The organism is Sphingomonas sp. R86520 (genome assembly GCF_042466285.1).
In the GTDB taxonomy this organism is placed as follows: Bacteria; Pseudomonadota; Alphaproteobacteria; order Sphingomonadales; family Sphingomonadaceae; genus Sphingomonas.
Map to the genome: position 1 here is coordinate 4,115,653 of NZ_JAXHBZ010000001.1, position 22,314 is coordinate 4,137,966.

16 protein-coding genes are annotated in these 22,314 nt (G+C 65.6%); 6 read left to right on the plus strand and 10 right to left on the minus strand.

Translation table 11 applies throughout. From position 1 onward, the window contains the following. Positions 1 to 16: 16 nt before the first annotated feature. The 5 genes from SJY41_RS18965 to SJY41_RS18985 form a co-directional block, all read right to left on the minus strand. On the minus strand, positions 17 to 778 hold the full coding sequence (locus SJY41_RS18965; protein WP_380783774.1) for an ABC transporter permease: 762 nt from the start codon (positions 776 to 778) through the stop codon (positions 17 to 19). Continuing rightward, positions 775 to 1,704, minus strand: a complete 930-nt coding sequence (locus SJY41_RS18970; protein WP_380783775.1) for an ABC transporter ATP-binding protein — start codon at positions 1,702 to 1,704, stop codon at positions 775 to 777. The genes SJY41_RS18965 and SJY41_RS18970 overlap by 4 nt, the downstream gene beginning before the upstream one ends. Before the next feature lie 144 nt (positions 1,705 to 1,848). Then, positions 1,849 to 2,559: a DsbA family protein gene (locus SJY41_RS18975; protein ID WP_120301337.1), complete on the minus strand. Its 711-nt coding sequence runs from the start codon at positions 2,557 to 2,559 to the stop codon at positions 1,849 to 1,851. Continuing rightward, a complete protein-coding gene (locus tag SJY41_RS18980) occupies positions 2,556 to 3,911 on the minus strand; it encodes a M48 family metalloprotease (RefSeq protein WP_380783777.1) in 1,356 nt (451 codons plus the stop codon). Before SJY41_RS18980 ends, SJY41_RS18975 begins: the two co-directional genes overlap by 4 nt. 707 nt (positions 3,912 to 4,618) lie before the next feature. Continuing rightward, the gene (locus SJY41_RS18985) at positions 4,619 to 7,531 is read right to left on the minus strand and encodes an Rne/Rng family ribonuclease (RefSeq protein ID WP_380784193.1); all 2,913 of its coding nucleotides are present in this window, start codon (positions 7,529 to 7,531) and stop codon (positions 4,619 to 4,621) included. A 715-nt stretch (positions 7,532 to 8,246) separates the two neighbouring features. Between SJY41_RS18985 and SJY41_RS18990 the strand changes: the two genes are divergently transcribed. Beyond that, the gene (locus SJY41_RS18990) at positions 8,247 to 9,485 is read left to right on the plus strand and encodes an N-acetylmuramoyl-L-alanine amidase (RefSeq protein ID WP_380783778.1); all 1,239 of its coding nucleotides are present in this window, start codon (positions 8,247 to 8,249) and stop codon (positions 9,483 to 9,485) included. 169 nt (positions 9,486 to 9,654) lie between these two features. After that, positions 9,655 to 11,628, plus strand: coding sequence for an OPT family oligopeptide transporter (locus SJY41_RS18995; RefSeq protein WP_380783779.1), 1,974 nt, complete (start codon positions 9,655 to 9,657; stop codon positions 11,626 to 11,628). Between the two features lie 326 nt (positions 11,629 to 11,954). Here the strand turns inward: SJY41_RS18995 and SJY41_RS19000 are convergent, their stop codons facing one another. The 3 genes from SJY41_RS19000 to queF all read right to left on the minus strand — a co-directional run bounded on the left by SJY41_RS19000 (position 11,955) and on the right by queF (position 16,190). Beyond that, positions 11,955 to 13,238: a glycoside hydrolase family 130 protein gene (locus SJY41_RS19000; protein WP_056051630.1), complete on the minus strand. Its 1,284-nt coding sequence runs from the start codon at positions 13,236 to 13,238 to the stop codon at positions 11,955 to 11,957. Between the two features lie 64 nt (positions 13,239 to 13,302). Beyond that, entirely contained in the window at positions 13,303 to 15,573 is a 2,271-nt protein-coding gene (locus SJY41_RS19005; protein WP_380783780.1) for a glycosyltransferase, read from the minus strand. Positions 15,574 to 15,731: 158 nt separating this feature from the next. Beyond that, positions 15,732 to 16,190, minus strand: a complete 459-nt coding sequence (gene queF / locus SJY41_RS19010; RefSeq protein ID WP_056489630.1) for a preQ(1) synthase — start codon at positions 16,188 to 16,190, stop codon at positions 15,732 to 15,734. Between the two features lie 20 nt (positions 16,191 to 16,210). Here queF and SJY41_RS19015 point away from each other — a divergent pair, with 20 nt between their 5' ends. From SJY41_RS19015 to metC, 3 genes are read left to right on the plus strand one after another with little or no spacing between them, the layout of a single operon-like run. Continuing rightward, the gene (locus SJY41_RS19015) at positions 16,211 to 17,767 is read left to right on the plus strand and encodes a cryptochrome/photolyase family protein (protein ID WP_380783781.1); all 1,557 of its coding nucleotides are present in this window, start codon (positions 16,211 to 16,213) and stop codon (positions 17,765 to 17,767) included. Between the two features lie 24 nt (positions 17,768 to 17,791). Then, on the plus strand, positions 17,792 to 18,622 hold the full coding sequence (locus SJY41_RS19020; protein ID WP_380783782.1) for a sulfurtransferase: 831 nt from the start codon (positions 17,792 to 17,794) through the stop codon (positions 18,620 to 18,622). Further along, on the plus strand, positions 18,619 to 19,815 hold the full coding sequence (metC, locus tag SJY41_RS19025) for a cystathionine beta-lyase (RefSeq protein WP_380783783.1): 1,197 nt from the start codon (positions 18,619 to 18,621) through the stop codon (positions 19,813 to 19,815). The genes SJY41_RS19020 and metC overlap by 4 nt, the downstream gene beginning before the upstream one ends. 33 nt (positions 19,816 to 19,848) lie before the next feature. Here metC and SJY41_RS19030 read toward each other — a convergent pair whose 3' ends face one another. Together SJY41_RS19030 and SJY41_RS19035 are read right to left on the minus strand one after the other, a co-directional pair. Further along, positions 19,849 to 20,658, minus strand: a complete 810-nt coding sequence (locus tag SJY41_RS19030; protein WP_380783785.1) for a hypothetical protein — start codon at positions 20,656 to 20,658, stop codon at positions 19,849 to 19,851. A 109-nt stretch (positions 20,659 to 20,767) separates the two neighbouring features. Then, entirely contained in the window at positions 20,768 to 21,199 is a 432-nt protein-coding gene (locus SJY41_RS19035; RefSeq protein WP_380783786.1) for a hypothetical protein, read from the minus strand. Between SJY41_RS19035 and SJY41_RS19040 the strand changes: the two genes are divergently transcribed. Then, entirely contained in the window at positions 21,189 to 22,040 is an 852-nt protein-coding gene (locus SJY41_RS19040; protein WP_380783787.1) for a TorF family putative porin, read from the plus strand. The genes SJY41_RS19035 and SJY41_RS19040 overlap by 11 nt on opposite strands. Positions 22,041 to 22,314: the final 274 nt, after the last annotated feature.

A 22,314-nucleotide genomic window follows, 5' to 3' on the forward strand; every position in this document is an offset into this window, starting at 1 on the left:
GTGCCTGCTTTCCCGCTTAGTTCTTCATCCGCCAGCCGGTCTTGAAGATCCACGCGATCGCGATCAGGCAAACCGCGAGGAACCCTGCCGTCACCGCGAGGCTCACCCCGACCGCAACATCACCGACCCCGAAGAAGCTCCAGCGGAAGCCGCTGACCAGATACACGACCGGGTTGAACAGGCTGAACGTCCGCCACGGCTGGGGCAGCATGTCGATCGAGTAGAACGCGCCGCCGAGGAACGTCAGCGGCGTGATCAGCAGCGCGGGAACGAAGTTCAGCTGCTCGAAGCCGTTGGCCCAGACGCCGATGATGAACCCGAACAGGCTGAACGCGATCGCGGTCAGGATCAGGAACGCGATCATCGCGAACGGGTGTTCGATACGGAGCGGCACGAAGAACGATGCGGTGGCGAGGATGATCAGGCCGAGGATCACCGACTTGGTGGTCGCCGCGCCGACATAGCCGATCACCATCTCCATCGCCGAGACCGGAGCGGACAACAGCTCGTAGATCGTGCCGGTGAATTTGGGGAAGTAGATGCCGATCGACGCGTTCGAGATGCTCTGCGTGAGCAGCGACAGCATGATCAGGCCGGGGACGATGAAGCTGCCATAACCGACGCCGCCGACCTGCTGCATCCGGCTGCCGATCGCGCCGCCGAAGACGATGAAATACAACGAGGTCGTGAGGACCGGGGTGACGAGGCTCTGCCACAAGGTACGCAGCGCGCGTGCCATTTCGAAGCGATAGATCGCCCAGATGCCGTGGGTATTCATGCGCGTTCTCCGACGAGATCGACGAAGATGTCTTCGAGGCTCGATTTGCTGGTTTCGAGGTCCTTGAAGCCGATGCCGAGTTCGCTGAGTTTGCGCAGCAATGACGGGATGCCGGTGTGATCGGCCTGCGCGTCGAACACGTAACGCAGGCGCTTGCCCTCGTCTTCCAGCGACAGGTCCCAGTCGGCGAGGTCGGCGGGGATAGAGGTCATTGGATCCTGCAGCGCGATGTCGAGTTCGCGCTTGCCGAGCTTCTTCATCAGCGACGCCTTGTCGTCGACGAGCAGCAGCTTGCCCTTGTCGATGACGCCGACGCGGTCGGCCATTTCCTCGGCTTCCTCGATATAATGCGTCGTCAGAATGATCGTCGTGCCGCCCTCGCGCAGGCGGTGGACGAGCTTCCACATGTCGCGGCGCAGCGCCACGTCGACGCCTGCGGTGGGTTCGTCGAGGAACAGGATTTCGGGTTCGTGCGCGAGGGCCTTGGCGATCAGCACGCGGCGTTTCATCCCGCCGGACAGCTCGCGAATCTTCGCGTCGCGCTTATCCCAGAGCGAGAGGTCGCGGAGCACCTGTTCGATGTACGCGCTATGCCCCGAGCGGCCGAACAGGCGGCGGCTGAAGGTGACGGTGGCGAGCACCGTCTCGAACATGTCGACGTTGAGTTCCTGGGGCACGAGGCCGATGCGGCTGCGGGCTTGCTTGTAATCGCGGATCGCGTCGTAGCCGGCGACCTTGATCGTGCCGGCGGACGGCGTGACGATGCCGCAGATGATGCTGATGAGCGTCGTCTTGCCCGCGCCGTTGGGGCCGAGGAGGGCGAAGATCTCGCCTTTCTGGATGTCTAGGTCGACGGGGTGGAGGGCTGTGGTGCCGCTCTTGTAGGTCTTGGTGACGCCCGCGATGGACAGGATCGGCTCGGTCATTGGCACCCCTTTTCGTGAGGGGAAGATGGGGGTGGGGAGGGGGGAAAGTAAGGGCCTCCGCCCTGTTCTCCTGCGAACGCAGGAGCCCAGGATACCGGGCGTTGCGCTTTGTAACCCTGGGCTCCTGCGTGCGCAGGAGAACGGTTAACCGGCCCGGGCGGCTGCTACGGCTTTCTGGAGGTCTTCGAGCGGCAACGCGCCGGACAGGACTCGGTCGCCGACCACCCAACTTGGCGTGCCGGTCATGCCGAGCTTGGCGGCGGTTTCCATGTTTTTGGCGATCTCGGCGTCGGCCGTCTTGGTGAAACTCGCCTGCGTCGTGTCGACCCCAGCCTTGCTCGCCGCCGCGGCAATCGAAGCGTCGCTGACCGGGCCGCCGGCGTAGAGCGCGTCGTGGAAGGTGGCGAACTTGCCCTGTTGCGCAGCCGCCAGGCTCGCGCGCGCGGCGATGCGGCTTTCGGCGCTGAGGATCGGGAGTTCGCGGAAGACGACGCGGACCTTGGGGTCGGCGGCGATCAGCTTGGCGATCATCGGCAGGCTCGCGCGGCAGTATCCGCAATTGTAATCGAAATACTCGACGAGCGTGACGTCGCCCTTGGGGTTGCCGGCCCAGGCGCTGCCGAACGGCGTGACGATCGCGTCGCGGTTGGCGGTGACCGTCTTGCCGGACTCGCGGTCGCGCAGTTTCTCCATCGCCTCGGGAAGGATTTCGGGGTGCGCGAGGACGTAGTCGTGGACGATCGACTCGACCTGCGCGCGCTCTACGCCGCCGCCTTGGCGGTCATAGCCCCAGACCGCGAGGCCTCCGATGACGGCACCGGCGACCGCGATGGCCGGGAATGTAAGTTTGCTCATTTGCGGCGCTTATACTGCTTCGGGTTGTCGTCCATCTCGTTCTGCGCGGCCATCGCGATATCCTGCGCCCGGATCCAGTCGGTGGTGTTGGCCGGGATGTTCGCCAGCGCATATTGCGCGCTCGCCGACGCGGTCCGCATGTCGCCGCCCATGCTGGCGCGCTCGGCGGTGGCGAGCGCGGCGCGCGCGGTGTCGCCGGTCAGTTCGTAAACGGTGCCGAGCTGCATCCAGGCGAAGGGGTTCTGGTCGTCGCGGCCGACTGCCGTGCGCAACACGCGAGTCGCCTCGGGGTAGTTCGCCTTGTTCTCGGTCGCGATCAGTGCGTGGCCGAACGTGGTGGCGATCAGCGGGTTGTTGTTCGAGCCCTCGGTCGCCTCGCGCAGCGGCACCAGCGACTCGTTCGGCTTGCCGGCCTCGAGCAGGATCTGCCCCTTGATCTCGAGGAAATAGGGGTCGGCGGGCGCGGCCTTCACCAGTGCGTTGGCCTCGGCATCGGCTTTCTCGGGGTAGCCGGCTTTGTGATACGCATAGGCGCGGGCGTAATGTGCGTAGATCGACTGGTTCGAGGGCGGGAAAGCCTGCAACGTCTGGTCGGCGGGCATGACGTAGCCGGCGAGCTTGGCCTTCACCCGGCGGAAGCGTTCTTCGAGCGCCGCGTCGGGCTTATTGGCCCAGGCGGGCGACGCTTGCAGGTCGGCGGTGAGCGTCGCGACACGTTCGCCGGACAGCGGGTGCGACTGCATGAACGGATCGATGTTGGCGGTGCCGAAGCGGTATTCCTGCTGCTGCAGTTTCTTGAAGAAGCTCAGCATGCCGCGGCCTGAGATGTTCGCCTCGCGGAGGAATTTGGCGCCGGTCGCGTCCGCGGTAGATTCCTGCGTGCGGCTGAACGCGAGATAGGTGCCCATCGCCGCCTGCTGCCCTGCGGCCATGATCCCTGCGCCTGCCTCGCCGCTGCCGGCTGCCATCGCGGCGAGGCCGAGGACCATCGAGAGCAGGTACATGCCCATTGCCGGCTTGGTGCCGCGATCCGCGAGGACGACATGGCCATCGGCGATGTGGCCGAGCTCGTGCGCGATGACGCCCTGGACTTCGTTGGCGTTGTCGGCCGCCTGGATGAGGCCTGAGTGGACGTAGACGGTCTGGCCGCCGGCGACGAACGCGTTGATCGAGTCGTCGTTGATGAGGACGACCTTCACGTCGCGTGTCGAGAGGCCGGCCGCCTTGATCAGCGGGTTGGACATCTCCGCGAACATCGTTTCGGTCTCGGCGTCGCGGAGGATCGACTGAGCCTGGAGAGGCGTCGTCCAGAGGAGGAGGGCGGTGGCTGCGGCGGCTACTAGGCGCTTCATTTTACGGGGTATCGTCGATTGGGGGCGGGGGGGCAATGGTCGTGCGGTCGGGCGTGCGGTGGAGTGTGTGCGGTGATTGGGGATCGGCACCGTTGCCTCCCGTTCCCCGCCGCCGTCCGACCGCCGCCGCCGCCGCCACCCCGCCGCCTGACCGCCCCCGCCGTCATCCCAGCGGAAGCTGGGACCTCATAGTTTGGCGGATGTCGCGAGCCACGCGGGATACCCCAGCTTTCGCTGGGGTGACGGGGTTTGGTTGGGGATTGCGATTCTTGGTGAGTGACGGGCGGGGAGTAGGGAAGGGTCGGTTGGATAGGTGTGGGACGGCGTCGTCTCAAAGCACCTCCCCGGCGGAGGCCGGGGTCCAGTTGGGGGACGTTGCTGACGGAGGACGGCGCTTCGTTATTGCCACTCTCCAAACTGGGCCCCGGCCTTCGCCGGGGTGGTGGCGGGGAGGGGTGGTTTGCCTACCTTGTCTGACGCGCGAGGAACACAAACCCGGCATCGCCCTCGTGTCTTGTTCACCCGCGAAGGCGGGTGCCCAGTCTGGGTCCCCGCCTCCGCGGGGATACAGGCTTTTCGAGGTTTGATGGACGCCAATGGCTGTGAGCCAACCTAAGTCTTCTCACTTCAAACCTCGATCGCCACTCCACAAACGAAAACGGGCGCGGCCTTTCGGTCGCGCCCGTCTTGGTGGCTAGGCTCCGGCGTCAGGCGCCGAAGGTGCGCTGCCACCAGCCGCGACGGGGCGAGCCGTCGGGATCGTCGTTGCTGTCGGTGGTGGCGACGTCCTGGGGTTGGACTTCGGCCTTAACCGGGGTGGTTGCGATCGGCTCGGCGAGCGGCTCGCTGGTCGGAGCGGCATCACCGGCATCGACCACGGCTGCTTTCCGCGGACGACCGCGGGGCTTGGCGACCTTGGCAGGTGCTTCCTCGACCACGGGCGCCTCAACCACCGCGTCCGATGCCTTGCGGCGCGCACGCTTGGGCTTGGGCGCCGACGCTTCGATGGTTTCGGCGGGCGTTGCGCTCACCTCGTCCATCGTTGCTTCCGCAACCGCTTCGCGACGGCGACGGCCGGGCTTCGGTGCGGCCGGTTCGGCAGCGACGGGCTCGGGAGCGACGACCGGCTCTGGCGCAACCGCTTCCGCCTCGACCGCGCGTGGCTTGCGACCACGGCGTGCCTTGGGCGCTGCGTCCGCCACCGCCTCGGCGATGTTCGCCGCAGCGGCGGCCGCGCGCGCGCGCGGACGACGGCGCATCTTCGGACCCTCGACCGCTTCCGCGACCGGGGCTTGCTCCGTAGCGGGCTCGACGACGGGCTCGTATGGCGGCTCGGCATAGGTCGACTCGACCGGCTCGTACGCTTCCGGCTCGGAGGCCTCGGCGATCAACTGGGCATCGTCGACGCTGCTGACGGCGACCGACTGGCCGTTCTCCGAACCTTGCTCGTTACGGCGACCGCCGCGACGACCCCGACGACCGCGACGACGACGGCCTTCGCCCTCTGCGCCATTGGCCTGCTCGGCGGGAGCGCCATTCTCGACGGCTTCGTTGCCGCCTGCTTCGACGATGTCGCCCTCGACCTCGTCGATCTCCTCGACGTTGGTGTCGGCTTCTTCGAACGAGCCGTCCTCGTTGACGCCCTCAGCTGCACCTTCCTCACCAGGACGTGCGCGACCGCGACGACCGCGACGACGACGACGCTTCTTGCCACCTTCACCGTCCGCATCGCGAGCTTCACGAGGTGCACGCTGCTCGCCATTGCCTTCGCGGGGCTCACGACGGCGCGGCTGTTCGGCCTCGGCCTCTTCGACCTCTTCTTCCTCGATCTCGTCCTCAATCTCCTCGGGAAGGTCGTCCTCGTCTTCCTCGATGATCTGGACGAACTTCGGCGCGTGCGCGGGCGGCGGGCCGCTGGCCTCGACCGTCATGTGCGCGCCTTCCTCGTCCTGGCCGGGGATGATCTCGACGATCACGCCGTAGCGATCCTCGATCTCGGCGATGTCGGCGCGCTTGCGGTTGAGGATGTAGACCGCGGCTTCCTGGCTCGCGCGCAGGGTGAGCAGCGACCCACGACCGCGGGCGGCCTCGTCCTCGATAAGACGCAGCGCGGAGATGCCCGACGACGAAGCGGTACGGACCAGGCCTGTGCCCTCGCAATGTGGGCAGGCGCGGGTCGACGCTTCGAGCACGCCAGTGCGCAGGCGCTGGCGGCTCATTTCCATGAGGCCGAACGACGAGATGCGGCCGATCTGGATGCGCGCGCGATCGTTCTTGAGCGCCTCCTTCATCGCCTTCTCGACCTTACGGACGTTGGAATTGTTATCCATGTCGATGAAGTCGATGACGACGAGCCCGGCCATGTCACGCAGGCGGAGCTGGCGGCCGATTTCCTGGGCGGCCTCGAGGTTGGTCGCGGTCGCGGTCTGCTCGATGCTGTGCTCGCGCGTCGAACGGCCCGAGTTGATGTCGATCGAGACGAGCGCCTCGGTCGGGTTGATGACGAGGTAGCCGCCCGACTTCAGCTGGACGACGGGGTGGTACATCGCGGCAAGCTGATCCTCGACGCCGGCGCGCTGGAACAGCGGCACGGGGTCGGCGTAATGCTTGATGCGGCGCGCGTGCGTCGGCATCAGCAGGCGCATGAACTCGCGCGCCTGGCGATAGCCGTCCTCGCCCTCGACGATGACCTCTTCGATTTCCTTGTTGTAGATGTCGCGGATCGCGCGCTTGATCAGGTCGCTGTCGCCGTAGACGAGCGCGGGGGCCGACGCCTTGAGCGTGGCTTCGCGGATGCCGTCCCACAGGCGGGCAAGGTAATCGAAGTCGCGCTTGATCTCGACCTTCGAGCGCTGGAGGCCCGCGGTGCGGACGATGCAGCCCATCGACGGCGGCAGCTGCATGTCGGCCATGATCGTCTTGAGGCGCTTGCGATCACCCGCGTTCGAGATCTTCCGCGAGATGCCGCCGCCGTGCGACGTGTTCGGCATCAGCACGCAGTAGCGACCGGCGAGGCTCAGGTACGTGGTCAGCGCCGCGCCCTTGTTGCCGCGCTCCTCCTTGACGACCTGGACGAGCAGCACCTGGCGGCGATGGATCACGTCCTGGATCTTGTAGCGGCGGCGCAGGTTCATGCGACGCTCGCGCAGGTCCTCGACCGCAGCATCGTCGGCGCTCGGCTTGCGCTTGCGACGCGGAGCCTCGCCCGCTTCGCCGCCTTCGAGTTCCTCGGCGACGTCGGGATCTACCCCGCCATCGTCCTCGAAGCGCTCGATGTCGTCCTCGTCGTCACCCTCGTCTTCGTCCGAATCGTAGTCGGCGCGCAAAGCGGCTTCCTCGGCGGCGTGCTCTGCTTCTTCACGGAGCAGCGCGTCGCGATCTTCCTTGGGGATCTGGTAGTAATCGGGGTGGATCTCGCTGAACGCGAGGAAGCCGTGGCGATTGCCGCCGTAATCGATGAACGCCGCCTGGAGCGACGGCTCGACCCGCGTGACCTTGGCGAGGTAGATATTGCCCTTGAGCTGCTTGCGTTCGGCACTCTCGAAATCGAATTCCTCGATCCGGTTACCCTTGACGACTGCGATCCGGGTCTCTTCCCGGTGGCGTGCGTCGATCAGCATGCGCGTTGTCATTATAGATTCTCCGCGCGCGCGCCGGGCCTGTCGGCAGCCGTCGCGCGCTTGATGGTGGTGCGGTCGGGCACGGACGCCCGGACTCGCGGATGGTATGCGAAACTGCCTCTGCGCGAAGTGCATGCCGCGGGAACTCTCCCTGCGGCGCCCGCACGACCGCGAGTCCGTCGGCGAAGGCCGGTCGGAGTGCGGGGCGGGGGGAATGCGTCATTCGAGCGTCAACCTGAATTGCCGCGCCGGCGAGAATCCGCAGGCGGGCGTTGCAACCGGCGTATCGCTGGATAAAACTAAGGCGACACACGGGTGTACGACAGGACTAGCACTGCATACCGGATCCCGCAACTGGCGCGAAACGGGGGTGTCAAGCGGGTGGGTTTGGAGCGCGGAAGGGTTCGATACCTAGGCCCGAGAGGCACCTCCCCGGCGGAGGCCGGGGCCCAGTTGGGGAACGTCGCTAACTGAGAGATGCGCTCCGTTATTCCGACCTTTTCAACTGGGCCCCGGCCTCCGCCGGGGAGGTGGACGTGTTGGGATGGAACAGAGCCAAGCGCGCGCTTCCGGCGGCTAATTGCCGCGACCGGCAGAGGCGTGCCGGCAATTTCGTGGTGACCGGCAAATTAACCCAACACCGCAACGCGCTCTTGGGACACGGGGGCTTACCTGTCGTCCCAGCGATCGGATGTATCGATCAAAGGGGTGTAACATGGCTTTTCGCTGGACCGGCGGTACGTCCGCACGGCAAGGACATAGGGTGTTCGCGGTAATCGCCCTCATGGCCGGCTGGCTGTCGAGCGTCCCTGCATGGGCGGCGACCGTGCAGAGCGTGGCGATCAAGGACGGGCGGATCGTCATTCGCTTCGACACGCCGGTGGGCGATGCGGCGAGCCAGGTGTTGACCGGGCCGCGTCAGATCGCGGTCGACGTGTCGGGTGCGACACCGGGGCGGTCGGCCGCGAGGAATAGTCTCGTGACTGCGGTCACTCAGTCGCGCAAGGGCGCCGGGACGCGGATCCTGTTCGATCTGGCCAAGCCGGCGATCGTTACCGATGGCGGCTTCGACTCCGAGGGTCGCGAACTCACGCTCGCCTTGCAACCGGTCGATGACGATCATTTCGTGGAGGCGGGGATCGCCGGGCCGCTGAACTTCTTCCCGTTCAATTTTGCGGCGAGCGCGCGGCCAAGATACAAGCTGTCGATCGCGGTGCCGCCCAAGGCGCGCGGCGTCAGGCTGCCGCGCGTGCAGGGTGACGATACGCGGCCGCTGGTCGTGATCGACGCGGGACATGGGGGTGTCGACCCAGGCGCGATCGGACCGAACGGGCTGCGCGAGAAGGACGTGACGCTGAAGGTTGCCAAAGCGATCCGCGACGAGTTGCTCGCGTCGGGGCGGGTGCGCGTGGCGCTGACGCGGGACGACGATCGCTATCTCGTGCTGCGCGAGCGCTACGGCGTCGCGCGGCGGTTGAAGGGCGACCTGTTCATCTCGATCCATTGCGACAGCACCGGGTCGGAGGATGCGACCGGCGCGACCGCCTACACGCTGTCCGAGGTGGCATCCGACAAGGAAGCGGCGCGGCTGGCGGCGCGCGAGAACAAGGCGGACGTGATCTCGGGGGTGAACCTCGGCGAGGCGCCTGCGGACGTGTCGTCGATCCTGATCGACCTGACTCAGCGCGAGACGATGAACTCGTCGGCAACGTTCGCGCGATTGCTCGGGCGTGAAGCGCGGCCGCTGATGCCACTCAAGGCGAACTTCCACCGGATGGCGTCGCTGATGGTGTTGAAGGCGCCGGACATGCCGTCGATCCTGTTCGAGACGGGGTATATCTCGAACCCGCAGGATGCGGCGTTTCTGGACAGCAGCGAAGGGCGGCACCGGATCGCGGAGAGCGTCACGCGGGCGGTCGAGGTGCATTTCGCGCGGCGGATGGCGGCGCGGTAGAGTTAGCTTCCGAAGACGGTTCGGTACTCACCTCCTTGTTCTCCCGCGAAGGCGGGAGCCCAGACTGGACTCCCGCCTTCGCGGGAGAAGATCCTTCTCGCGGTCGATACGGTTTCCTCTGGCGGCGCATCATGCCACAAGTCGGCCAAATTGCTTTGAGGCCGACCAGATGACCGACGCGACGCGGGGCGTATCCGACACGGGCCCCGAGACCAGCATGCGCGAACTGACGTTCCGCGGGATCGTGCTCGGCGGGATCATCACGCTGCTGTTCACCGCGGCGAACGTGTATCTCGGGCTCAAGATCGGGCTGACGTTCGCGACGTCGATTCCCGCCGCGGTGATCTCGATGGCGGTGCTGCGGTTGTTCAAGGATTCGACGATCCTCGAGAACAACATCGTCCAGACCATCGCGTCCGCCGCGGGCACGCTCGCCGCGATCATCTTCGTGCTGCCCGGCCTCGTGATGATCGGTTGGTGGCAGGGCTTTCCGTTCTTCACCACCGCGGCGATCACGATGTTCGGCGGCGTGCTCGGCGTGTTGTTCTCGGTGCCGCTGCGCCGTGCGCTCGTCGTCGACACCGTGCTGCCATATCCGGAAGGTCGCGCGGCCGCCGAGGTTTTAAAGGTCGGCGCGGGCAGTCGCGAAGGCGGCGAGGAGAGCGCGCGGGGGCTCGGCATCATCGTCGTCAACGCGGTCGTGTCGGCGGGGTTCGCCATCCTGACGCAGACCAAGCTGGTCGCCGCCGAAGCCGCGACGTGGTTCCGCGTCGGCGCAGGTGCGACCGGGATCTCGGGCGGGCTGTCGTTCGCGTTGCTCGGCGCGGGGCATCTGGTCGGTATCTCGGTCGGCATGGCGATGTTTGCAGGCGTGGTGATCGGCTGGTGGATCTTGTTGCCGATCCTGACGTCGGGCGGGAGTGTCACCGGGACCGCTGAGGTGATCGCCAACACCGTGTTCCGCTCGGACGTCCGCTTCTTCGGCGCGGGCGTGATCGGTGTCGCGGCGATCTGGACGTTGTTGAAGATTGCCGGGCCAGTCGTCGGCGGCGTGCGGTCTGCGTTGGCGGCTTCGGCGGCGAAGCGTGGCGGCGAAGTGCTGGCTCTCGAAGAGCGCGACATTCCGATCGGGATCGTCGGGATCGGGTCGCTGGCGATGCTGGTACCGATCGGCATCCTGCTGTGGACCGTGTTGCAGGGTGGTCCGCTGGAGGCGTCGGCGATCGGGTTGATCGCGGGGAGCCTGGTGTTCATCCTCGTCATCGGCCTCGTGATCGCAGCGGTCTGCGGGTACATGGCCGGGCTGATCGGCGCGTCGAACTCGCCGGTATCGGGGATCGGTATTCTCGCCATCCTCGCCGCGTCGATCCTGCTGGTGTCGTGGTTCGGTCGCGCGGTCGAGCCGGGGACGACGCAGGCCTTGGTCGCCTACGGGCTGATCGTGACCGGCATCGTGTTCGGGATAGCGACGATCTCCAACGACAATCTGCAGGATCTGAAAACGGGCCAGCTGGTTGGTGCGACGCCGTGGAAGCAGCAGGTGGCGTTGCTGATCGGCGTGGTGTTCGGGTCGATCGTGGTGCCGCCGGTGCTGAACTTGCTGGGGAGCACGCTCGGGTTTGCGGGGGCGCCGGGGGCGGGGCCGAATGCGCTGGCGGCGCCTCAGGCGGCATTGATCTCGGCGCTGGCGAAGGGCGTGCTGGGGGGGAACCTCAATTGGGCGATGATCGGGTATGGGGCGCTTACCGGCGTGGTCGTGATCGCGGTCGACGAACTGCTTGGTAAGGCGGGGAAGCTGCGGTTGCCGCCGCTTGGCGTCGGGCTCGGCGTGTATCTGCCGATGTCGGTGACGTTGCCGGTTACGATCGGGGCTGTGGTGGGATTTGCGTATGATCGTTGGGCGGACGGGGCTCGGGATCCCGAGCTTGCCAAGCGGATGGGCGTGTTGACCGCTACCGGCATGATCGTCGGGGAGTCACTGTGGGGCGTTGGCTTTGCGGGGATCGTGTACCTGACCAACAAGGAGACGCCGTTGGCACTGGTCGGGGACGGGTTCGCGAGCGTGGCGCTGGTTGGCGGGACGCTGCTGTTCGCGGTGCTGACGTGGGTGATGTACCGACGGACGATGGCAGCTTCGCGGTAAGCTTGTTTCCCCGCGAAGGCGGGGATCCAGACTGGGCTCCCGCCTTCGCGGGAGAACAAGGCCTCCTTCCGTTCGTGCTGAGTAGAGACCGAGTAGCTGCGTCAGCAGCGTATCGAGGGCTCGTATCGAAGCATGGGTTCCGCGCGCCAACCTGTCCTTCGATACGCCCTCTCGATACGCTGCAAGAGCAGCTACTCGATGGCTACTCAGGACGAACGGAAGAGGGGCGGAACGGAAGAGGGGACTGAACGGGAAGGACGCGCAACGAAGGACGGGCGCAACGGAGGACGGGCGAGCGCCCGCGCCCATTTGCGCGACGCCCCCAATCACTTCATCGCGGCAAGCATGTCCTTGATCGGTACGAACGCGAAGCCCACTGAGCTGTCCGCAATTCCGTACGGCATGAAGATCGTGTCGCCGTGCTTCAACGCGCCGCAGCTATAGACGACATTCGGCACATACCCCTCGCGGTCCTGGTCCTTCGCTGCCAGGATCGGCTGGCTCGTCCGCCCGATCACCTTCGACGGATCGTCCTTGTCGAGCAGCACCGCGCCGATCGAGTATTTCCGCATCGCGCCGACGCCGTGGGTCAGCAGCAGCCAGCCCTCGTCGAGCTCGATCGGCGGGCCGCAATTGCCGATCTGCACCAGCTCCCACGGATACTCCGGCGTCAAAATCTTCTCGCCGTCGTCCCAGTCGGTCAGCGTGTCGGACTTCAGCAGGAACAAATTTTCGCCGTCCTGCCGGCCGATCATCATGTACTGCCCGTTCACCTTGCGCGGGAACAAGGCCATGCCTTTATTCCGCGCGGCGGGACCGGTCATCGGCACGAGGTCGAACGCGCGGAAATCGCGGGTGCGCATCAGTTCGGACTGGATCACCGAGCCGTTATACGCGGTGTAGGTGCCGATCCACTCGTAATCGCCGTCCTCGTGCTGGAAGCGGACGATGCGGAGGTCCTCGAGGCCCTTCGACTGCGCCTGCGTGATCGGGAAGATCACCGTGCCGCTCAGCGTGCTGTCGCGGTGGCGATAGACGGTGACGGGGCCGATCGGCATCTCGTCCTCGCCGCTGCCGACCGCATCGGTCGCGGTCGCGAACGGGGGCTCGGGCGCGAGCTTCATCTGGTTTTCGCAGGTGATGATGCCTTCGCGGAACGCCACCGACGAGATGTGACCCTCGCCGACCGCGCGCAGGCTCATGAGAATGCGCATCGAGCCCGGCGGCATGCCCGACTGGTCGAAATGCGGCACTGCGCTGGGGTTCATCAGCGCGGCGGCGGCGTAGCTGTATTCGTGGCAGAAATACGCACCGATCAGCTGGCGCTTCTCGTCACCGATCTCCGCGCCGTTCAGCCCGAGCATGTCCTCGATCTGGTCGTAGCGCGTCATGAACACGCGCCGCGTCTGCCAGTGGCGTGCCTCGAAATCCTTCAGCACGACCTCGAGCTGCGCGCGCGCCTGTGCGGGCGACATTTCCAGCACTTCGCCGACGAGCCGCTCGGTGCGGCTCGGTGCGCCGCCATGACCGCCCCAGGCGATATGGAACGGCCGCACGACGACACGCGAAGGGTCCGCGTGCAGCCGCAGCTGGTGGTTGAACAGATCCATCGTAGCAGTGCCCCGCGTCGTTCCACTCAGCGCACCGTCGCCTGTCAGGCTGTCTCTAGCGTGGCTAGGCGACGACGCGCGCCGCTCCTGCCACGCTTTGCGCTGCCTTTGATACCCCTGAAATGGCACAACTTGCGAGTTGGAGCGCCAAAATCGACTCGGCACCCTGGTTTCGGTTGAGCCCGGTCGGCATCAAACCGTCATAGCAACCGCCATCCGCAACGCTCGCGAGCGGCAGGTCAAGGTCGTTGACGCCGAGGAACCAGCCGTAGGCGCGCAACGCCTCGTCACGCCAGCGCACGTCGCCGGTCGCGTCATACGCCGCGGCGCATGCGTCGACGGTCGCCTGCGCCTCGAGCGGCTGCTGGTCGAACTGCAACGGCTCCGCATAGGGTCGGTTGAAGCTTTCTGACCCGACCGCGCGGAAACGACCCTCCGGGGAGGTCTGCTTGGCGACGATCCAGTCGAGCGTGGCGAGGCCGCAATCGATCAGGTCCTGACGCCCTAGCGCCTGGCCTGCGCGGATCAGCGCCTGCGGGAGGCGCGTATTGTCGTAGGCGAGCACGATCTCGAACCACTGCCACTCGGGACGGCGCGCCTTGGCGAGCAGGTCGAGATGGACCTTCGGGAAGGCTTCGAGGATCGACAGCGAGAGCTGGTGACCGGGCTTGGCCTCCAGCATCGCCGCCGCGCCGAGCATCGCGAATGCCTGCGCGCGCAAGGAGCCGAGTTCCAATGCCATCGATGCGGTGGAATCGAACATCGCGGTCGCCCAGTCGCGGTGCTTGGCGGCCTGTGCATCGCGCGCGGTGACGCCGAGCGACCAGAGCGTGCGGCCGTTCGAATCTTCCGAGCCCGAATCCTCGCACCAGGTGCGATCGAAGTTCATGAAGTTGCGGAACCGGCGCGTGTCCGGGTTCCACGCGTATTGCACGAAGGACGCGTAGATCGTCATCCACTTGTCGCGGGTGACGTCGTCCAGATCGGGCAACGCGCTCATCAGCATCAGCGCACGGCAATTGTCGTCGATGCAGTAGCCGTGGCGACGATCGGGGATCGAATAGATCGAATGCTGGAGCATGCCGGTCGAATCGCTCATCCGCTCGACCGCGGCGAAATCAGGCGTCAGCTGCTTCAGCGGGGCTGGCACCTTGGCGAGGCGAAAAGGGCGCGCCGCCACGATCGCACGAATCTCCGTCATCATCGCCTCGGCGAGCTTCGGCCAGATCATCGTGCGGCCGCGCGCATAGGCGCGCTCGGCCAGACGGTTGCGATCGCGGTCGTTCGACATCAGCGTATCGATCTCACGCGCGAACGCCTCGACATCGCCGAACGGAACGAGCACGCCGTGGCCGTCCGCGAGGATCTCGGTCGCGTGCACGTACGGCGTCGAGATGACGGGCTTGCCGACCCCGATTGCGTAGCTGAGCGTGCCCGACGTGATCTGCGCCGGGTTGGTGTACGGCGTCACATAGACGTCCGACGCCTGGAGATAATCGAGCAGTTCGCCATGCTCGAGGAAGGCATCGACGAACGAGACGTTGTCGGCGACGCCCTTCTCGGCGGCGAGCGCCTTCAGCTTGTCGCGGTACTTCTCGCCCTCGTACGCGACGAGGTTCGGATGAGTCGCGCCGAGCACCACGTACAGCAGGTCGGGATGCTTCGCGATCACCGCGGGCAGTGCGTTGATGACCGTCTCGATCCCCTTGTTGGGGGCGAGCAGGCCGAACGTCAGCATGACCTTGCGACCTTCCCAGCCGAACTTGTCCTTCAGCACGGCCGGATCGAGCAGGTCGCGATCGGGGACGCCGTGCGGGATCATGACGATCTGGCGCGAGTTCGCACCATAGACGCGCTGAAGGATGTCGCGGCCACGCTCGGCCATGACGACGACGCGGGCAGCGCGGCGCAGCAGGCCTTCGAGCACGCGGCGCTCATCGGCGTTGGGCTTTTCGAGAATGGTGTGCAGCGTGACGATGACCGGCAGCGTGGTGCGGTCGAGCAGCGCGAGGATGTGCTCGCCGGCGGGACCACCGAAGATGCCGTATTCGTGCTGGAGCCAGATCGCCTGCGCGCCGCTGGCTTCGATCTTCCGCGCGGTGTCGATATATGCCGACAGCTCGGGCTCGGGGATCGTGCCGGTGACTTCGGCCGGGTAGTCGTATTTGCCGGGGTGATCGTCCATCGCATAGACGTCGACGGCGATCTCGGGAAAACGCGCACGCATGGCCGTGAAAACGTCGGTCGTGAAGGTGGCGATGCCGCACTGTCTCGGCAGGAAATTACCGATCAGCGCCAGTCGCGCGATATTCCCACCGTCCGCCGGTTTCACCATACCCTGTCCCTCGTTTGAGCGCGCACTTCTGGGAAAACCCGGTCGCGCATCCATTTGAACGGTTCAGGTAGCATAAAGTTTCATCACATACTGCAGTGCAGCACGGGAATAGAATCAATCTGAATCAGATCGAGATTTCGCCCCTCTTACCTTTGCCCTCATCCGCGACCGCGATACGGGGCGACTCCTTGATCCGGCAGCCACAGATCGTGCGGCGGCGCACTCGATTGCCAGAACACGTCGATCGGAATTCCGCCGCGCGGATACCAGTATCCGCCGATGCGCAGCCACACCGGCTTCATCTCGTCGAACAGCCGCTCGCCGATGCCGACGGTGCAATCCTCGTGGAACCCGGCATGGTTGCGGAAGCTGCTGAGGAACAGTTTCAGCGACTTGGATTCGACGATCGTCTCGCCGGGGACGTAGTCGATGACGAGGTGCGCGAAGTCGGGCTGGCCGGTGACGGGGCACAGCGACGTGAACTCGGGCGCCGCGAACCGCACCAGATACGTCCGGCCCGGCCGCGGGTTCGGAACATAATCGAGCACGGCCTCTTCTGGAGAGGCGGGGAGGGCGCTGTTCTGGCCGAGATGCAATGGGTTCTGGGGAGCGGTCATGTGCCGCCATGTAGGATGCGATGACGCGCAAGAAAACCACACTCGTACCGATCCTCGGCGACCAGCTCACGATCGACCTCGCTTCGCTGCGCGACTGTGACCCAGCGGCGACGATCGTGCTGATGATGGAGGTCGACGAGGAGACGACCTATGTCCGCCACCACAAGCGCAAGATCGCGTATATCCTCTCGGCGATGCGGCATCATGCCGAGGCGCTGCGCGAAGCCGGGTGGACGGTCGAATACACGCAGCTCGACGACGCCGACAACGCGGGCAGCTTCACCGGCGAGATCGCGCGCGCGGTCGAGCGGCATGACCCTGAACGGATCGTCGTTACCGAGGGGGGCGAGTGGCGCGTGATGGCGATGCTCGAAAGCTGGGAGACGCTGTTTGGCATCCCGGTCGAGATTTGCCGCGACGACCGCTTCCTCGCTAGCCATGCCGATTTCGAGACTTGGGCCGCCGAGCGGAAGTCGCTGACGATGGAGTGGTTCTACCGCCAGATGCGGACGCGCACCGGGTTGTTGATCACCGCCGGCAAGCCCGAGGGCGATCGCTGGAACTTCGACAAGGAGAACCGGAAACCCGCCAAGAACGACCTGCTGATGCCGCGCCCGCTGGTGTTCGCGCCGGATGCGATCACGCAAGGTGTGCTGGCGCTGGTGACGGAGCGGTTCGCGGATCATCCGGGGAGTCTCGACGGGTTCGACTATGCGGTTACTGGCGAGGATGCGGAGCGGCAGGCGGCCAACTTCTTCAAATACGCGCTGCCGCAGTTCGGCGATTACGAGGATGCGATGCTTACCGGCGAGCGGCATCTGTGGCACTCGATCCTGTCGCCCTATATCAATTCCGGCCTGCTCGATCCGCTCGACCTGTGCCGGCGCGCGGAGGCGGAATATCGCGCCGGTCGCGCGCCGCTGAACGCAGTCGAGGGGTATATCCGTCAGATCATCGGCTGGCGCGAATATATGCGCGGGATCTACTGGCGCGAGGGACCGGATTACGTCGAGCGGAACTTCCTCGATCATCACCGCGAACTGCCCGGCTGGTACTGGACCGGCGAGACCGACATGCACTGCCTGCGCGAGGCGATCGGCCAGACGCTGGAGACCGCGCACGCGCATCACATCCAGAGGCTGATGGTCACGGGCAATTTCGCGCTGCTGATCGGCGCGGACCCGGCCAAGGTGCACCTCTGGTATCTGGAGGTGTATGTCGACGCTTACGAGTGGGTCGAACTGCCTAACACGCTGGGAATGAGCCAGTTCGGCGATGGCGGCTTGTTGGGGTCTAAGCCGTATATTTCGTCGGGCGCGTATATCGACCGGATGTCCGATTATTGCGGGACATGTCGGTACAACGTGAAGCAGCGGATTGGCCCCGATGCGTGCCCGTTCAACGCGCTCTACTGGGATTTCCTCGCACGGCACGAGGACAAGCTCGGGCGCAACAACCGGCTTGCGATGCCGTATCGCAACTGGGCGAAACAGTCAGAGGCGGACAGGGACGCGACGCGCAAGCAGGCGGCGGAGTTCCTCGCCTCCCTCGACGCGAGCGGCCCTGCTGGCTACTGACCTCTCAAGCACAAGGAGCCGCATATGGACGCGTTGGTAAGCACCGAATGGCTGGCGAACGAACTGGGCGCAAGCGATCTCAGGATCGTCGACGCGACCTATGCCGAGGGGCGCGATGCGGCGGCGGAGTATGAGGCGGCGCACATTCCCGGCGCGGTGTTCATGAACCTGAGCGAGTTGCGCGATACCGACAGCGACCTCCCCAACACGCTGCCGTCGGCGGAGAAGTTCGCGAGCCGGATGCAGACGCTGGGCTTGGGCGATGGCAGTCGGATCGTGCTGTACGACAGCTCGCCTTGGCACACGGCGGCGCGGGCGTGGTGGATGCTGCGGCTGTTCGGCGCGCACAACGTCGCGATCCTCGATGGCGGACTCGCCAAGTGGCAGGCCGAGGGGCGGGGGATTGCGACGGGGAAAGAGACGCCGCGGCATCGTCACTTCACGACCTGGGCGGACCTGAAGGGCGTGCGCGATCTCGACCAAATGAAGGCGAACGTCGCAAGCGGTGCGGAGCAGGTGCTCGACGCGCGCTCGGCTACGCGCTTCACGGGCGCGGAGGAAGACCCGCGACCGGGCACGGCACCGGGCCATATTCCGGGCTCGAAGAACCTGCCGCAGGGCGCGGTGTTCAATGCGGACGGCACGTGGAAGACCGGCGACGCGTTGAAGGCCGAGTTCGACAAGGCGGGCATCGACCTCGCAAAGCCGATCGTGATGACCTGCGGCTCGGGCATCACCGCGTCGGTGCTCGCATTCGGCGCGCATCTGCTCGGGAACGACGCGGCGCTGTACGACGGCAGCTGGTCCGAATGGGGCGGCGCTCCCGAGACACCCAAGGCGACAGGAACGGCATGAGCGACACGAACAAGCCGGTCGGCGACGCGACCAAGGTCGTCCTCGCCGGTCGTCGTCCGGAGTGGACTCAGGGGATCGTCAGCCCACCGGTCTGGCGCGCCTCGACGATCCTCTACGATTCGGTTGGTCACCTCCGCGAAAGCGCGACGCGCGATACGCATCACCGGCTGTTCTACGGGCGCAAGGGCACGCCGACGCAGTGGAGCCTCGCCGACGCGCTGACCTCGCTCGAGCCCGGTGCAGAGGGGACGTTCCTCTATTGCTCGGGCGTCGCGGCGATCGCGGCGGCGCTGCTGTCTGTGCTGTCGCCAGGCGACGAACTGCTGCTGGTCGACAGCGCCTATGATCCGACGCGCGGGATGGCAGGCGGGCTGCTCAAGCGGTTCGGTATCACCACGCGCTATTACGACCCGATGATCGGCGCTGGCATCGCCGACCTGATCGGCGAGAATACGCGGGCAATCTTCATGGAAAGCCCTGGATCGCTGAGCTTCGAGGTGCAGGACATCCCCGCGATCGTCTCCGCCGCGAAGGCGAGGGGCGTGACGACGCTGCTCGACAACACCTGGGCCACCCCGCTGTTCTTCCCCGCGATCGAGCGCGGCGTCGACCTGACGATCCTCGCCGGCACCAAGTACGTCGTCGGCCATTCGGACGTCATGCTTGGCTCGGTCACCGCCGCTCCCGGCCATTTCAAGAAATTGCGCGAGACGAGTTTCCAGCTCGGCCAGGTCGCCAGCCCGGACGATTGCTGGCTCGGCAGCCGCGGCCTGCGCACGATGGCGGTCCGCCTCGCGCAGCACCAGTCGAGCGCACTGACCATTGCGAACTGGCTCAAGTCCCGCCCGGAAGTCGCGCAAGTTCTCCACCCCGCGCTCCCCGACTGCCCTGGACACGATCTCTTCGTGCGCGACTTCAAGGGCTCCAGCGGCCTGTTCTCGTTCGTCCTCAACGGGGGCGACGAAACCGCCCGCGCTGCGCTGATCGACGCGCTCCAATTGTTCGGGATCGGCTATAGCTGGGGCGGCTTCGAAAGCCTCGCCATCCCCGCCGACCCGCAACGGTATCGCAGCGTCACGCGGCGCGACGTCGTCGGCCCGATGATCCGGCTCCAGATCGGCCTGGAAGACCCGGCTGACCTGATCGCGGATCTCGAAGGCGGGCTAGCCGCCTTTGCGGCCGCGCTAGGATAAGCCGACCCGAACGGAGCTATGTGCCGATGCGGCTCATGAGTCCGGGGCGAGATCGGTAGCGGGCCGGAGATGCTCGGCGCTGGAGCGGCGACGTGGCGGTATCCGTATCCATCCCTGGTACAGCACCGCGGCTGCCGCGAGCGCCCCAGTCAGCGCCAACGCCGCTGGCGGAATCGTTGCGGCCTGCGTCGTGAGCGCCGCCCAGAGCGCCGATGTCCCCACTGTCTCGAACATCAGGCTTTGCACCCCGATCGAGACTGCCACGACGAGAAAGGCGCGAGCCTTCCGGTCCGCCAGATACAGCGTCAGCGCCGCGACGGCCGCTAGCCCCTGACCGACGTGGAAGGCGAGGACGAAGCCCTGTCGACCCGCAATCGCCATGTCGGCGAAGTTCGGCACGAGGGGTACCAGCCTTGCCAGGATCGGCGGCAGAACGAGCAGGCTGGTCGCGAGCATCGCGCTCGCGTGCGTTCGCGCCGATCGCCGCGTGACCAGCGCGTGCCGTACCAACCCGATCAGGGTGCATAACGCGATGAGGTCGACCATGCCTAACCGAGCACTAAAGGCGACGTGGAACGGGTCGCTCTGCGCTGCGGACATCACGAATCCGGCCTGGATCGCCGCAAGGCTGGCGCCCGCGAATACCGGCACGACAACGAACAACGCCAGCCCCGCGGTGCGATGCAGCATCATCCTTCGCGCATGTATCGACCAGAGTTGGAAGGCGAGAAGCATCAACCATGCGCTCGCGCTGATGCCGTGACCATGTAACGCCAAGGGTGCTTCGCGCAGGTGCCCAAAATAGCCTGGCCAGAAAGCTACGAGGATGAGGGGCAACAACATCAAAACCGCCCAATGTGCATTACGGTACGGCACCAGCACCCCCTTCCCAATTCGATCCGGTAAGCTTCCACCGAAATATCCGGATGTAAAGTACATGCAGGATACAAAACTAATCGAGCCAAATCTTGAAGATTTCTCTTGGCCGTAGCATTACGTAGGGCGTAACGATGATGATATAGGTCACGCGTAACATGGGATGTGTTCGCGCGTCTTTTGATATGATCGGGATAATGTCCCGTATCGGCCCGACGATGACGGTTCGATTCAGCGGTCCATCGAAACCGCTGGGATCGGGACTTTTCGAATATGCCGCGGTCGCGCCGAAAAATGCCCGATCCAACGACACTGTGGCGATTACGCAACATACCGATTGCCAAAGCTGGTTTGTACGCAAGATTCTCTTGTGCGTCGCACCACGCACTGTCATCTCCCGATCACCGTTGGAAAGATCGCACTGGGGTTTGCCCCGATAGATGCGGCGTCCTGCGGGTGCAGGGCGGACATCGACTTCCGGTATCGAAAGGGAAACGATGCGCTTCACCACTATTCTTCTCGGCGGCATGGCTTTGGCTGCCGCTACCCCAGCGTTCGCGCAGGACGACACCGCGCCTCCCAAGGAGGTCACCGTCTCGGGTTCGGTCGGGATCACCAGCGACTATCGCTTCCGCGGCGTCTCGCAGTCGGACGAAAACCTCGCCGTCCAGGGCGGCATCACCATCGCGCACAAGAGCGGGCTCTATATCGGTACCTGGGGTTCGAACCTCGCAGGCTGGGGTACGTTCGGCGGCGCGAACATGGAGCTCGATCTGATCGCGGGCTTCAAGGTGCCGGTCGGCGGCGGCGCGCTCGACGTCGGCGCGACCTGGTACATGTACCCGAGCGGCTTCGACAACACCGACTTCATCGAGCCTTATGCCAAGCTGTCGGGCACCGCGGGCCCGGTCGCGCTGCTTGCCGGTGTCGCCTACGCGCCGAAGCAGCAGGCGCTGGGACCGTGGTATACCAACGGTACGTCGGCTGCGAACGGCGTCTACGACCACGTCAATGCCAAGGACGACAACCTCTATCTTTGGGGCGACATCAGCAGCGGCATTCCCAATACGGGTCTGACCGTGAAGGGCCATGTCGGCTATTCCAACGGCAACAAGGGCCTTGGACCGTTCGCGACCAGCGTGTCGCCCACCGGTGAGTATTTCGACTGGCTCTTCGGCGCCGACTACGTGATCCCGACGACCCCGCTGACGCTGGGCGTGGCCTATGTCGATACCGACATCGGCAAGAATGAATCGGCCTATCTCCAGCCGAGCTTCAGCCGGGGCCAGGACGGCACCGGCACGATCGCCGGCGGCAGGGTCGTCGTGTCGCTGACCGCGGCGTTCTGAGGGATTTGAGGGGGAAGGGCTGGCTGCGGTCGGTGTGCCCCCTCAAGCCTGGCTGAACCTTGTTCTGCTGCGACGGCGGGGACCCAGACTGGGCTCCCGCCGTCGCGGTAGAGCAGGGAGGCGTACACTTCGCTCAGCCATGGATCCCCATCCACGGATTCCGTCTCCGTCCCCATCCCCGTCACCCCAGCGAAAGCTGGGGTATCCCACGGGGCAGGCGACGCTCGCCACACAATGAGATCCCAGCTTCCGCTGGGACGACGGATAGGTCGGT

Bases quoted from the DNA above. Each gene is read 5' to 3' on its own strand.
- SJY41_RS19030 (WP_380783785.1), bottom strand. From the start codon at position 20,658: ATGTTGTTGCCCCTCATCCTCGTAGCTTTCTGGCCAGGCTATTTTGGG.
- SJY41_RS19020 (WP_380783782.1), top strand. From the start codon at position 17,792: ATGGACGCGTTGGTAAGCACCGAATGGCTGGCGAACGAACTGGGCGCA.
- SJY41_RS18970 (WP_380783775.1), bottom strand. From the start codon at position 1,704: ATGACCGAGCCGATCCTGTCCATCGCGGGCGTCACCAAGACCTACAAG.
- SJY41_RS18985 (WP_380784193.1), bottom strand. From the start codon at position 7,531: ATGCTGATCGACGCACGCCACCGGGAAGAGACCCGGATCGCAGTCGTC.
- SJY41_RS18995 (WP_380783779.1), top strand. From the start codon at position 9,655: ATGACCGACGCGACGCGGGGCGTATCCGACACGGGCCCCGAGACCAGC.
- SJY41_RS18965 (WP_380783774.1), bottom strand. From the start codon at position 778: ATGAATACCCACGGCATCTGGGCGATCTATCGCTTCGAAATGGCACGC.
- queF (WP_056489630.1), bottom strand. From the start codon at position 16,190: ATGACCGCTCCCCAGAACCCATTGCATCTCGGCCAGAACAGCGCCCTC.
- metC (WP_380783783.1), top strand. From the start codon at position 18,619: ATGAGCGACACGAACAAGCCGGTCGGCGACGCGACCAAGGTCGTCCTC.
- SJY41_RS18990 (WP_380783778.1), top strand. From the start codon at position 8,247: ATGGCTTTTCGCTGGACCGGCGGTACGTCCGCACGGCAAGGACATAGG.
- SJY41_RS19015 (WP_380783781.1), top strand. From the start codon at position 16,211: ATGACGCGCAAGAAAACCACACTCGTACCGATCCTCGGCGACCAGCTC.
- SJY41_RS19040 (WP_380783787.1), top strand. From the start codon at position 21,189: ATGCGCTTCACCACTATTCTTCTCGGCGGCATGGCTTTGGCTGCCGCT.
- SJY41_RS18975 (WP_120301337.1), bottom strand. From the start codon at position 2,559: ATGAGCAAACTTACATTCCCGGCCATCGCGGTCGCCGGTGCCGTCATC.
- SJY41_RS18980 (WP_380783777.1), bottom strand. From the start codon at position 3,911: ATGAAGCGCCTAGTAGCCGCCGCAGCCACCGCCCTCCTCCTCTGGACG.
- SJY41_RS19000 (WP_056051630.1), bottom strand. From the start codon at position 13,238: ATGGATCTGTTCAACCACCAGCTGCGGCTGCACGCGGACCCTTCGCGT.
- SJY41_RS19005 (WP_380783780.1), bottom strand. From the start codon at position 15,573: ATGGTGAAACCGGCGGACGGTGGGAATATCGCGCGACTGGCGCTGATC.